At 70.3% G+C, this 12,658-nt stretch carries 12 protein-coding genes; 11 read left to right on the forward strand and 1 reads right to left on the reverse strand.

What is annotated here, in order from left to right; all coding sequences use genetic code 11:
- The first annotated feature begins 305 nt into the window (after positions 1-305).
- The 3 genes from OG599_RS22045 to OG599_RS22055 are packed head-to-tail and all read left to right on the forward strand — an operon-like array spanning position 306 to position 2,598.
- On the forward strand, positions 306-1,385 hold the full coding sequence (locus tag OG599_RS22045) for a sugar kinase (RefSeq protein ID WP_442809702.1): 1,080 nt from the start codon (positions 306-308) through the stop codon (positions 1,383-1,385).
- Positions 1,382-2,176 carry an IclR family transcriptional regulator gene (locus OG599_RS22050; protein WP_327177700.1) on the forward strand — a complete coding sequence of 265 codons (795 nt, stop codon included), beginning with the start codon at positions 1,382-1,384 and terminating at the stop codon, positions 2,174-2,176. Before OG599_RS22045 ends, OG599_RS22050 begins: the two co-directional genes overlap by 4 nt.
- 11 nt (positions 2,177-2,187) lie before the next feature.
- Complete coding sequence (locus tag OG599_RS22055) at positions 2,188-2,598, forward strand: RidA family protein (RefSeq protein ID WP_327177701.1); 411 nt, start codon at positions 2,188-2,190, stop codon at positions 2,596-2,598.
- A 174-nt stretch (positions 2,599-2,772) separates the two neighbouring features.
- Here OG599_RS22055 and OG599_RS22060 read toward each other — a convergent pair whose 3' ends face one another.
- Positions 2,773-4,503, reverse strand: coding sequence for a chitinase (locus OG599_RS22060; protein ID WP_327177702.1), 1,731 nt, complete (start codon positions 4,501-4,503; stop codon positions 2,773-2,775).
- 931 nt (positions 4,504-5,434) lie between these two features.
- Between OG599_RS22060 and OG599_RS22065 the strand changes: the two genes are divergently transcribed.
- From OG599_RS22065 to OG599_RS22100, 8 genes are all read left to right on the forward strand, one after another.
- Positions 5,435-6,283, forward strand: a complete 849-nt coding sequence (locus OG599_RS22065) for a hypothetical protein (protein ID WP_327177703.1) — start codon at positions 5,435-5,437, stop codon at positions 6,281-6,283.
- 104 nt (positions 6,284-6,387) lie between these two features.
- On the forward strand, positions 6,388-7,095 hold the full coding sequence (cpaB, locus tag OG599_RS22070) for a Flp pilus assembly protein CpaB (RefSeq protein ID WP_327177704.1): 708 nt from the start codon (positions 6,388-6,390) through the stop codon (positions 7,093-7,095).
- Positions 7,096-7,101: 6 nt separating this feature from the next.
- Positions 7,102-8,385, forward strand: a complete 1,284-nt coding sequence (locus OG599_RS22075; protein ID WP_327177705.1) for an AAA family ATPase — start codon at positions 7,102-7,104, stop codon at positions 8,383-8,385.
- A 3-nt stretch (positions 8,386-8,388) separates the two neighbouring features.
- The gene (locus OG599_RS22080) at positions 8,389-8,991 is read left to right on the forward strand and encodes a TadE family protein (protein WP_327177706.1); all 603 of its coding nucleotides are present in this window, start codon (positions 8,389-8,391) and stop codon (positions 8,989-8,991) included.
- Between the two features lie 3 nt (positions 8,992-8,994).
- Positions 8,995-9,384, forward strand: coding sequence for a TadE/TadG family type IV pilus assembly protein (locus OG599_RS22085; RefSeq protein ID WP_327177707.1), 390 nt, complete (start codon positions 8,995-8,997; stop codon positions 9,382-9,384).
- A 90-nt stretch (positions 9,385-9,474) separates the two neighbouring features.
- On the forward strand, positions 9,475-10,812 hold the full coding sequence (locus OG599_RS22090; protein WP_327177708.1) for a CpaF family protein: 1,338 nt from the start codon (positions 9,475-9,477) through the stop codon (positions 10,810-10,812).
- 11 nt (positions 10,813-10,823) lie between these two features.
- On the forward strand, positions 10,824-11,756 hold the full coding sequence (locus tag OG599_RS22095) for a type II secretion system F family protein (RefSeq protein WP_327177709.1): 933 nt from the start codon (positions 10,824-10,826) through the stop codon (positions 11,754-11,756).
- 13 nt (positions 11,757-11,769) lie between these two features.
- A complete protein-coding gene (locus OG599_RS22100) occupies positions 11,770-12,657 on the forward strand; it encodes a DUF5936 domain-containing protein (RefSeq protein WP_327177710.1) in 888 nt (295 codons plus the stop codon).
- The last annotated feature ends 1 nt before the right edge of the window (position 12,658 follow it).

Consider the following 12,658-nt stretch of genomic DNA (forward strand, 5'->3'; position numbering starts at 1 on the left):
TGCGTATGTCGCTCCAGGCTGTCTAACATCCGAGCCGACGCCGGGTCAACGACGAGCCGGCGCCGACGGCAGCCCCACAGACGGCGGCCGTGACCAGCGACCAGCGAGGAGCCCAGGTGTCCGGAACCGGAACGGGAACGGGAACGGCCGGCCCCGCGGACGCCGGCGCTCATGAGCCCGCCCGCGCCGGTGCCCTTGAGCCCGACCGCGCCGCCGGTGCCTTCGAGCCCGCTCACGCCGGTGGCGGCGAGCCCGCTCACGCCGGTACCCCCGGCGCCGTCGAGGTCGTCTGCCTCGGCGAGTCGATGGTGACCTTCCACCCCACCGGGCCCGGCCGCCTCGCCGACGTACCCGGCTTCCTGCGCGGAATCGGCGGCGCCGAGTCCAACGTCGCCTGCGCCCTGGCCGGGGCCGGGCACCGGACGGCCTGGGTCGGCCGGGTCGGCGACGACGGCTTCGGCGACCACCTCGTCTCCGCCATCGCCGGACACGGCGTCGACACCTCCGTCGTGCACCGCGACCCCGACCGCCCCACCGGCGTCTACTTCCGCACCGCCGCCGACCGCGCCGACCCGGACCACGAGGTCGCCTACTACCGCGCCGGGTCCGCCGCCTCCGCGATGTCCCCGGCGAACGCCCCGTACGACACCCTCTTCGCCGGCCGCGTCCTCCACCTCACCGGTATCACCGCCGCGCTCTCCGCCGACTGTCTCGCGCTGATGCGCACGCTCACCGCCCAGCGCCCCGGCAGGCCCCTGGTGTCCTTCGACATCAACCACCGCCCCCGCCTCTGGCGCGGACACCCCCAGGGCCCCGGGGTCCTGCGCGACCTGGCACGCGGCGCCGACGTGGTGTTCGTCGGCGAGGACGAGGCGGCGGAGGCCTGGGGCGTGCACGGACCCGAGGCCCTGCGCGCCGCCCTCCCGGAACCCGCCGTCCTCGTCGTCAAGCGCGGCGCGGACGGTGCGACGGTCCTCGCCCGCCCCGACTCCACCCCGCCCGGCGCGGCGACGGACGAGATCACCACGGTCCCGGCCCCCCGCGTGGACGTGGTCGCCGCCGTGGGCGCCGGCGACGCCTTCGCCGCCGGCTTCCTCTCCGCGACCCTGCGCGGCCTGCCCGTGCGCGACCGGATCCGCCACGGCCACCTGCTGGCCGCCGCCGTCCTCACCGTCCCCGGCGACCTCGCCCACCCCCCGGCCCGCGCCCACGCCGACCGGCTCGCCGCGCTGGACGACGACGCATGGGGGAGACTGCGACTCGGCCCCGGATGGACCGGACCCACCGGGACGGAGGCCACGGAGGCCACGGAGGCGGAGCGTACGGACGCGGGACGTACGGGAGCCGGGCGTCCGGGAGCGGCGGCGGAAGGAGTCACCGGATGAGCCAGACCGTCGACCGAGCGCTGAGCATCCTGCCGCTGCTCGCCGAGGGCCCCGCCGACCTGGGCCGCGTCGCCGACCGGCTCGGCGTCCACAAGTCCACGGCGCTGCGCCTGCTGCGGACCCTGCGTGAACACGGACTGGTCTACCGCCAGGAGGACCAGCGCTACCGCCTCGGAGCCCGCCTCTTCGCGCTCGCCCAGGAGGCCGTCGAGAACCTCGACGTCCGCGAGATCGCCCACCCGCACCTCGTGGAGCTCAACGAGAACTGCGGACACACCGTCCACCTCGCCGTGTACGAGGAGGGCGAGGTCCTCTACATCGACAAGGTCGACAGCCGCTACCCGGTCCGGATGTACTCGCGCATCGGCAAGACCGTCGCCATGTCCGTGGCCGCCGTCGCCAAGCTGCTCCTCGCCGACCTCCCCGAACCGGAGCGCCGGGCCGTCGCCGAACGGCTCGACTACCCCTCGTACACGCCCCGTTCGACGCCCAACGCCGCAGCCTTCCTCCGCGAACTCGCCACCGTCCGCGCCCAGGGCTGGGCCACCGACCTCGGCGGCCACGAGGAGTCCATCAACTGCGTCGGCGCCCCCGTCCGGGGAGCCGACGGACGCGTGGTCGCCGCGATGTCGGTCTCCGCGCCGAACGTCCTGGTGACCGCCGAGGAACTGCTCGCCCTGCTGCCCCTGCTGCGCCGCACCGCCGACACCATCAGCCGCGAGTACTCGGGCACGGCCGTGCCCGCCGTGTCCGCAGCACCTGCCGCACTCGATACGAACACCGCACCGTAGAAGGACGATCCATGACCGAGAAGACCGCTCTCACCCCCAGCACCCACACCACCCCGCCCGCGAAGTTCTCGCACGGGGTGAAGAAGGGGAACATCCTCCAGGTGGCCGGCCAGGTCGGCTTCCTCCCCGCCGTGGACGGCCAGGCCCCGACCCCGGCCGGTCCCACCCTCCGTGAGCAGACTCTCCAGACCTTCGCCAACGTCAAGGCGATCCTGGAGGAGGGTGGCGCGAGCTGGGACGACGTGATGATGATGCGCGTCTACCTCACGGACGTGGACCACTTCGCCGAGATGAACGAGATCTACAACGCGTACTTCGAGGAGCAGGGCCTCAAGGCCCCCGCCGCCGCGCGCACCACGGTCTACGTCGGCCTGCCCAAGGGCCTGCTCATCGAGATCGACGCGCTCGCCGTACTCGGCTGAGCCCGCGCGTCCCGCCGTTCTCGGCCGGGCCCGCGCACCCCTGCCGTACCTCCACCGCTCCTCCGGAGACGCCGAAAAGCGCCACCGGGGGAGCGGTGACGCCTTTCGACGGTGTGGCTCCGGCCGTCGGCTCACGGCCGGTTGTTCACGGCCGGTCGCCGGTGGCCGGTCCGGTTACGGCAGCGCGTGGACGCTCGCGCCGACCGCGCTCGACCAGGCGTTGCCCGCGGTGGCGTCCCAGTTGGTGGACCAGGTCATCGCGCCGCGCAGCGTCGGGTAGGTCTTGGACGGCTTGAACGAACCGCAGTTGGTGCCCTTGGCCAGGCAGTCGAGCGCGGCGCTCACGATCGACGGGGCGACGTAACCACTGCCCGCGCCCCGGGTCGAGGCGGGAACGCCGAGGCCGACCTGCGAGGCGTCGAGTCCGCCCTCCAGCTGGATGCAGGCGAGCGCGGTGAGGAAGTCCACCGAACCCTGCGAGTAGACCTTGCCGTCGCAGCCGAGCATCGAACCGCTGTTGTAGTACTGCATGTTGACGACGGTCAGGATGTCCTTGACGTTGAGCGCCGTCTTGAAGTACTCGCCGGACGTCGACTGCATGTCGATGGTCTGCGGGGCCATCGTGATGACCAGACCCGAGCCCGCCTTGGTGGAGAGCGAGCGCAACGCCTTCGACATGTAGGTGGAGTTGAGGCCGTTCTCCAGGTCGATGTCGACGCCGTTGAAGCCGTACGTCTGCATCAGGGAGTAGACCGAGTCGGCGAAGGCGGTGGCGGAGGCGTCGCTGTTGACCGCGACCGCGCCCTTCTCGCCGCCGACCGAGATGATGACGTTCTTCCCGGCGGCCTGCTTCGCCTTGATGTCGGCCTTGAACTGGTCGACCGTGTAGCCGTTCAGACCGGCCGAGTCCAGCGTGAAGGAGACCGCGCCCGGCGTGGACGTGGCGTCCGCGAAGGAGACCGCGATGATGTCGTAGGCGGCCGGCACGTCACTGAGCTTCTGGACGGTCGCGCCGTTGTTGAAGTTCTGCCAGTAGCCGGTCACCGCGTGCTTCGGCACCGTGGTCGACGGGGGCGGGTTCGTGGTGCCCGAGGTGGACGTACGGACGCTGAGCGCGGCCGACTTGGCCGACTCGCCCGCCGCGTTGGTCGCGCTGACCGCGAAGGAGTACGCGGTGTCGGCGGAGAGCCCCGAGATGGTCGCCGAGGTCCCGGTCGAGGTGGTGGCCTTCGCGCCGTCCTTGTAGACGGTGTAACCGGTGGCCCCGGAGACGGAGTTCCAGGCGAGCGACACGGAGGACGAGGTCTTGGAGCCCGAGGTGAGACCCGCCGGAGTGGCCGGGACCGTCGGGGCGGGGTCGGTGCCACCGCCGCCGTCCGGGCCGGTGACCGCGAAGTCGTCCGCGTAGTAGGCGGGCTGGCCGTACCAGCCGTGGGTGTAGACGGTGACCGAGGTGGTGGAGGCACCCGTCGTGAAGCTCGTGGCGAGCTGCGTCCAGCTCGTGGCGCTCGGCGTCCAGGTGGAGACGTCCGTGGTGCCGGTGCCGCTCACGCCGAGGTAGACGTAACTGCCCTGCACCCAGGAGGAGAGCGAGTACGTCGAGTTGGGCTTCACCGCGACGGTCTGGCTGCACTGGGCGTTGTCCAGCCCGGCGGGGGTCGCCTTGAGCGCGGCGGAGCCGCCGTGCACGGGCGAGGAGACGGTGGCTCCGCTGCCGCCCGTACAGGTCCAGTTGGTCAGGCCCGACTCGAAGCCTGCGTTCTTGGCCACGTTGACGTCGGCGGCCTCCGCGCTGCTCACCATGCCGGTGAGGGTCAGCGCGCCCGCCGCGACGACCGCCATGGCGGCGCCGAGCGCGGGACGGGTGTGGGGCCTTCGGTGCCTGCTGCCTGCGGTGCGTTCCACTGCATCCTCCGGGGGGAGTCGGGGTGGTGGCGGGGGTGCGCCGGGGGGTCCGTGCGGGTCCGTGCGGTTATGCGTGGGTGTCGCCGCGGGAGGGCGACGGGAGGACGGTGGCCACCGCTGGCCGATAAACTGGTCCAGACCAATCGACTTGTCAAGACCTCTGATGACGATTCACTCGTCCTAGCGGTTGTGGGGCGGTCCGGGCGGCGCTTCGTTCTGTCCGGTACGGGTGGTTCCGTGATCTGAGTACGAGCCCCTCCGCGCCCCGGCCCACGGGGCGGCGGCCCGAACCTTTGCGACCGTGTGGATCCTTTCCCCGATGTCAACGCGGCGCGCCCGTAAAGCCGTTGCTGAGGTGCCGTGAGGTCGCGCGCTCACCGGAGCGGATCGCTCCGGTCGTCTTCGCGTCGCCCCTGCTGAGGGCGGCGCGGCGGGGGTCGGGACCCGGCGGCGGGTCCGGGCGTGCCCCCCTCCCGGTCCGGTGGCCGGCCGGGCCGCCCCAAGATCCGGATAAAATGGCGTCTGCAAAGAAGGGTTGGCGGTCGCCTCGACGGGCATCATGCGGACGCACGGGGGAGCGGGTGGCGTCAATGAGTTCTCGTACTCATCAATTGCCGTATGCGGACGCGGCCGACGGTGAGTGAAACGCCAACGCCCGCACAAGATCAGCGGTTTGGTGAATGGCTGGGAAAACGCCGGATAAACCTCCTCGGCGTCTGGAATTCAACTACCTTCGCCCCGTGCGGATATGGGACCGGCGGAGACGCCGCGTTCCCGGTATCCGTCTCCATATTGATTCCTGAAGACGGTTTCCCGCCCTGGTAGGACGTGACTACAGTGCTGTCGGAGAACCACGGACAGGAGCGATTGCGGTCGGCGGTGCGACGCCGGCCGGAGCCGAACGGGGAACAGCGTGCCGATCGCCATTGCAGTGACCAGTGCTGACCTGGTGCTGCCACCGACCGACCAGCAGACGCCGACCGCCGCCCTGCTGCACGCACCGGAGGATCAGGCGCTGGAACTCGCCGTCGGCGACATCCATCTCCTGCTGGAGCAGCACGGATACGTGATCGCCGTGTACCCGTCCTCCCTGCCGCCCGCCCACGAGCGGCGGCTGTACGCCATCCGCTCGGTGCTGGAGAGCGACCGGATCGCGCTGCTCAAGGTCGATCTGCCACCGCTCGGAGTCGCCGTGCTCGTACGGCAGTTGAGGCAGCTCTCCATCTGTGACTTCAGCCCCGGCGTGGTCGCCTCCGCCGTCCGGCTGCTGGCCCACTACATCCACGCCGGAGCCCTGCTGAACTCCGTGGCCAAGCTCGACCGTTTTCCGGTCAGCCTCAAGGAGCACGCCAAGTCATGGGTACCCGGCGCCCAGTTCGCCGCACTGGCCGGAGCCGACGCGCGACTGGTCAAAGTGCGGCCCACGATGGAGCCGCTGCCCGGACCGGATTTCGCGACCCATCTGCTGATCGCCAAGGGTCAGGCCCCGCAGGAATGGGTACGGGAGCGACTGGCCGTGGACTGGAAGGTCCAGGCCATTCACGAGGCGGCGCTCCCCGCCGACTCGGTCCGCTGGTGGGGCACCTCGAAACTGGTGGAATTCGCCTCCTACCTCCCGGACATCTCCGTGCTGTACCAGCTGGTGGCCTCGGTGCGTCGGGAGAATTGCCACTGGTGCGGCATGGAACTCATCGGAGACCGCTGCGGGTTCTGCTCGTCCCCCCTCACGCAGCCCGAGAGCCGCACCCACGGCACGGTCGTGCTCGCCCGTGAAAGGTAGCGACCCGCCGCCGCATCCTCCGCCCCTCGCCGGGCACCCGCACCGCGCGCACCCCTCCCTGTCCGCCGCCCCACGCATCCGATCCGAACGAGGTTGTCCGGTCCATGAACTCCCGCCAGCGCCGTGGCGTCATACTCCTGCTCCTGTCGGTCCTGTGCGCCTTCGGCGCCTTCGCAGGGGTGCTCTCCGTGATCAGTGACGTCAACTCGAAGGTCGGACCCGAGGTCACCGCGTACCAGCTCAAGGCCAACGTCGCCCCGTACACGGCCCTCAACAGCGGTCAGTTCGAGAAGATCTCGATGCCCGAGCGGTGGCTCTCCGCCAACGCCGTGACCGATCTGCGCGAGGTGCAGGGGAAGATCGCCGTCACCCAGCTCCGCCAAGGCTCGCTCCTGCAGACCGACATGATGGTCGCCAAGCCCGAACTCCGGGCCGGTGAACAGGAGATCGCCATCATGATCGACGCGGCGACCGGTGTCGCCGGAAAGATCACCCCGGGTGCCACGGTGAACGTCTACGCGACCTTCGCCGGTGAACGCGAGGGCGACCCGGCGCAGTCGAAGGTCATCGTCGCCAACGCCAAGGTGCTCGACGTCGGCAAGCTCACCGCCCTCGAACCCGACCGCAACAGCACCTCCTTCCAGGCGACGCAGGCGGTCCCGATCACCTTCGCCCTCAACACGCTGGACACCCAGCGCATCGCGTACGCCGAGTCCTTCGCGGAGCACGTACGGCTGGCACTCGTCGCCCCCGGCAGCGACGGAACCATCCGTCCGGGCGACCGCACGTACCAGCTCGACAAGGACAAGTGAGGACGGATGACCATCAGAATCCTCCCGGCCGTCGGGGACATCGACGCGGCCAGATCCGTCACCACCCTGCTCAGCCAGCTGCCCGACGCCGAACCGGCCACCCCGGTCGGCGACTCCACCCAGCTCATCGACACCCTCGCCCGACTGGCGGGCGAGGCCTTCGACGAGCTGCCGGAAGTCGTCCTCGTCCACGAACGCATCGGCCCGGTGCCCGCCCTGGAGCTGATCCGGGAGGTCTCGCTCCGCTTCCCGGCGGTCGGGGTCGTCCTGATCACCACCGACGCCAGCCCCGCGCTCTTCGCCGACGCCATGGACTCCGGCGCCCGCGGCATCGTCACGCTCCCGCTCAGCTACGAGGAGCTCGTCAACCGCATCCAGGCGGCGGCCCAGTGGTCGTCCGGCGTACGGCGCCACCTCAGCTCCGGCAACGAGGTCTTCACCGGCCCCGGCGGCATGGTCGTCACCCTCACCGGCGCCAAGGGCGGTGTCGGCTGCACCCTCGCCGCCGTACAACTCGCTCTCGCCGCCCAGGCGTCCGGGCAGACCGTCGCCCTCGTCGACATGGATCTGCAGACCGGCGACATCGCCTCCTACCTGGACGTGCAGTTCCGCCGTTCGATCGTCGACCTCGCCCTGGTCTCCGAGATATCGCCGCGCGTCCTCACCGACGCCGTCTTCTCCCACTCCACCGGCCTCGCCCTGCTGCTCGCGCCGGGTGACGGCGAGCGGGGCGAGGAGGTCAGCGACCGGTCGGCCCGCCAGATCGTCAGCGCGCTGCGCTCCCGGTACGAGGTCGTCGTCGTGGACGGCGGCAGCCAGATGAACGGCGCCAACGCGGCGGCGGTCGAGATGGCGGACGTGGCCGTGCTGGTGACGACCCCGGACGTCATCGCGGTACGCGGCGCCAAACGCATCGTACGGATGTGGGACCGGCTGCAGATCCGCAAGGCGGAGGAGACCCTCACCGTCGTCAACCGCTACACCCGGAGCACGGAGATCCAGCCGCCGCTGATCCAGAAGATCACCGGCACCCGCGTCGCGGGTGTGGCCGTGCCCGCCAACTTCAAGGAGCTCCAGGGCGTCGTCGACGCCGGACGGCTCCACGAACTCGACGCCAAGAGCACGGTCAAACAGGCGCTCTGGGGACTGGCCGGGGAGATCGGGATCGTCAAGCCCCGGCCGGGGGAGAAGAAGAACAGCAAGGTGCGCAACGACCGGGGCTCGATCGGCGGCTCGCGCGGACGGCGCGGCACCGACGCGGGCCGGGGACGGACCGAGGGGACACGTTGACCGATGACCACCACGCTGACGCACGACACCGACATAGGGAGGAGGCGCCCCGGCGCCTCCTCCCGGAACGGCCGGCCCGCCGGATCCTCGGGTGACGAGGGCGGGCGCGGGCTCCGTACCGCCGGGCCCACGGGTGACGGAGGTGGGCGCGGGCTCCGCCGCGCGGGCGGGCACGGGCGTCGGCTCCGTAGCGCCGAGCCCACGGGTGACGGGCACGGGCGTCGGCTCCGTACCGTCGGCGGGCCCGGGGGCGACCGGGGGCAGACGGCGATCGAGTTCCTGGGCATGACGCCGTTCATCATCCTGATCATGCTGGTGCTCTGGGAGCTCGCCCTCGTCGGCTACACCTTCATGCTCGCCGGGAACGCGGCCGACAAGGGCGCGCGGGCCGGGGCCGGCGCCGAGTTCGGTTCGAGTCTCGCCTGCCGGCAGAAGGCCCGCGAGGACCTGCCCGACGCCTGGGAGAAGAACGCCGTGGTCACCTGCCGCAGCGGCTCCTCCCTCTACCGGACGAAGGTCCGCCTCAAGGTCCCGGTCCTGGTGCCCGGCCTCTTCGACCTGAACGTGCGCATCGACGGCGACGCGGCCTCGCCGCAGGAGGGCTGAGCGATGACGGCCAACACCGCCCCCGCCCTCCCGGCCCGGGCCCGGCGCGACCGGGGCCAGGTCGCCATCGAGTACCTCGGCTTCCTGCCCCTGCTGCTCCTCGTCGGGATGCTCGCGCTCCAGCTGGGCCTCGCGGCGTACGCGGCCAACCAGGCGGGCACCGCCGCCCGGGTCGCGGCCCGCAGCGCCAGCCAGGACTACCCCCGGGGCTCCGCCGCACAGGACGGCCGCGACGCCATCAGCGACTGGCTCACCGACTCCGACGAATTCCACATCAACGTGTCCGGCGGGGCCAGGGAGGTCACCGCCACCGTACGGATCAAGGTCCCGAGCGTCGTCCCCGGCATCGACTGGGACTGGGCCGAACGCAGCGCCACCTTCCCCCGGGGCTGACCGCGCCTCCTTTCGTACCCCGTACCTCGTCCCCCGTACCCCTACCCCGCCCGCGGCACCGACCGGACAGCCAGAGAGAGAGTCACGCACATGAGCCTGCGGGCACGCATCACCGCTCCCGAGGAGAACGGCGGGGCGCGCGAGGACGGACACATGGTCGCCCTCTACCGCGCGAAGCTCCTGGAGGAGATCGACCTCGCGGAGATGTCCTCGCTGGCCGCCGCCGACCGGCGGGTCCGGCTGGAGCGTGTACTCGGCCACATCATCAGCCGGGAAGGCCCCGTCCTCTCGACCCTGGAGCGCTCCCAGCTCATCCGCCGCGTGGTGGACGAGGCCCTCGGACTCGGCATCCTGGAGCCGCTGCTCGAGGACGCGTCCATCACCGAAATCATGGTCAACGGCCCCGACCAGGTCTTCGTCGAACGCAGCGGCAAGGTCGAGCAACTGCCCATGCGCTTCGGCTCGCACGAACAGCTGATGCAGACCATCGAGCGCATCGTCTCCACCGTCAACCGCCGCGTGGACGAGTCCAACCCGATGGTCGACGCCCGGCTCCCCAGCGGCGAGCGCGTCAACGTGATCATCCCGCCGCTGTCGCTCACCGGCGCGACCCTCACCATCCGCCGCTTCCCCCGCTCCTTCACCCTCCACGAGATGATCGGCTTCGGCTCGCTCGACGAACAGATGCTGGTGCTGCTCGCCGGGTTCGTCCAGGCCAAGCTGAACATCATCGTCTCGGGCGCCACCGGTACCGGGAAGACCACCCTGCTCAACGCGCTCTCCGGGCTGATCCCGAACAACGAGCGCATCGTCACCATCGAGGACTCCGCCGAACTCCAGCTCCAGCAGAACCACGTGATCCGGCTGGAGTCCCGCCCCGCCAACGTGGAGGGCAAGGGCCAGATCACCATCCGCGACCTGGTCCGCAACTCCCTGCGTATGCGCCCCGACCGCATCGTGGTCGGTGAGGTCCGAGGCGGCGAGTCGCTCGACATGCTCCAGGCGATGTCCACCGGCCACGACGGTTCGCTCGCCACCGTCCACGCCAACAACGCCGAGGACGCGCTGATGCGCCTCCAGACCCTCGCCTCGATGTCCGAGATCAAGATCCCGTTCGAGGCGCTGCACGACCAGATCAACAGCGCCGTCGACATCATCGTCCAGCTGACCCGGCACGCCGACGGCTCCCGCAAGATCACCGAGATCGCCGCCCTGGACTCCCACGGCCGCGACCCGTACCGCATCGTGAGCGTCGCCCGCTTCAACGCGCAGCCGATGGCCGCGGACGGCAGGATCTACGGCCAGTTCCAGTACCTCCCGCTGCCCCGCCGCATCGCCGACCGCCTCTACATGGCCAGCCAGCCCATCCCGCAGGCCTTCGGCGTCGCCATGCACTCCGACCAACTCGCCACCCGAGAGGCCATGTAGGTACCCCCGCCATGAACTATCTCCCTCTGATCACGGTCGGCGTGACGCTGCTCTGCGGCGTACTCGGCGTCTGGGGCCTGTACGCCTACACCGGCGGCAAGGCGGACCGCGACGCGCTCGTGGACCGGCTGTCGCACGCGGGGCACTTGCCGATCACGGCCCGCCGCTTCGCGGCTCTCGACCGGCGGCTCCGGGCCACCAAGCTCGGCAGGCGGATCGAACTCAAGCTGGGCGCGACGGGCCTGGAGATCACTCCCGGCGAGTTCTTCGTCTACGCGCTCGCGTCGATGGCCCTTCTTTGGGGGGTGGCCTCGGCGATGCTTGCCGCGTTCTTCGGTCCGGTGGCCGCCCTTATCGGGTTGTGGGGGACGAACGCGTTCCTCAACTGGCAACGCGGTAAGCGTACGGAGCGCTTCATCAACCAACTGCCTGAGCTTTCGCGCATCTTGGCCAACGCTACCCAGGCCGGTCTCGCCCTGAGGACGTCACTCTCGATGGCGTCGGAAGAGCTGGAGAACCCTGCCGGGGAGGAACTGGCCCGAGTCGCCCGACGCCTCGCCGTCGGTGAGTCCCTCGACGATGCCCTGAGCGAACTGACCGACCGTCTTCCCTCGCGTGAACTGGCTGTGCTCGTCAGTACCCTGGTGCTCTCCAATCGGGCCGGCGGTACGGTCGTCAGCTCGCTGCGCAACCTCACCGAGACGCTGGAGGAGCGCAAGGAGACCCGCCGCGAGGTCAAGACCCAGCTCTCCCAGGTCACGGTCACCGCCTACGCCGTACCCATCTTCGGTCTCGGAGCGATGCTCCTGATGAACGCCGTGATGCCGGGGGCTCTGGACCGCATGACGGGTGCCTTCCTCGGCCAGGTCGCCGTGGTGGTCTCCATCGCCCTGTACACGATCGGATTCGTTGTGATCCGTCGTATGTCCCGTATCGACGTCTGAGGGAGGAACGGACATGGATCTGCTGCTTGCCGTGGGCATGGGGATCGCCGTCTACGGCATCATTTATGGCTACCGGATGTACCGGGCCGATGCCAAGCTCCCCACCGACCTTGCCATTGCCCTCGAAGTGGGTGCCACCCGCACCAACGCCGTCGGCTCCGGAATCGACCGGCTGGGCATGCGCTGGGCGCCCGCCGTACTGCGGATGATGGGCGAGAAGGCCGTCAACAAGAAGCGCCGCCAGATCGACATGGCGGGCAATCCCGGCGGTCTCACCATCGACCGCTATGCGGCCAGGCGCGCGGTATACGGCGCACTCGGCATGTTCGGTGCGTTCGCCATGCTGCTGCGGGGTCAGGTCTTTCTCGCCCTGCTCATGGTCGGCTTCGGCCTCTTCTGGGTCGAGGCGGGCATCTGGTCGGCGGTCCGCGTCCGGCGGGAGCACATCGAACGGACCTTGCCGGACTTTCTCGACGTGCTGGCCGTCGTCGTGTCGGCCGGCCTCGGGTTCCGGCAAGCGCTGGGCCGGGTCTCGGAGAAGTACGAGGGGCCTTGGGCCGACGAACTCCGCATCACTCTCAGGCAGATGGACATGGGAGTCAGCAGGCGCCAGGCCTTCGACGAACTGCGCAAGCGCAACGACTCCGAGCAGGTCGCCATGTTCGTCACCGCCCTCCAGCAGGGTGAGGAGCTGGGCGCCCCGATCGTCGACACGCTGATCCAGATCGCCAATGACATGCGGCGCACCGATGCTCAGAACGCCCGTCGGAAGGCCGCCAGGGCCGTGCCCAAGGCAACCTTCGCCGTCACCACCTTCCTTCTCCCCGGCACGCTCGTTCTGCTCACGGTCGGGTTCATCTACGGCGCCAACGTGGACTTCGGGTTCGTGACGGGCGGATGAA

The organism is Streptomyces sp. NBC_01335 (genome assembly GCF_035953295.1).
GTDB lineage: Bacteria > Actinomycetota > Actinomycetes > Streptomycetales > Streptomycetaceae > Streptomyces.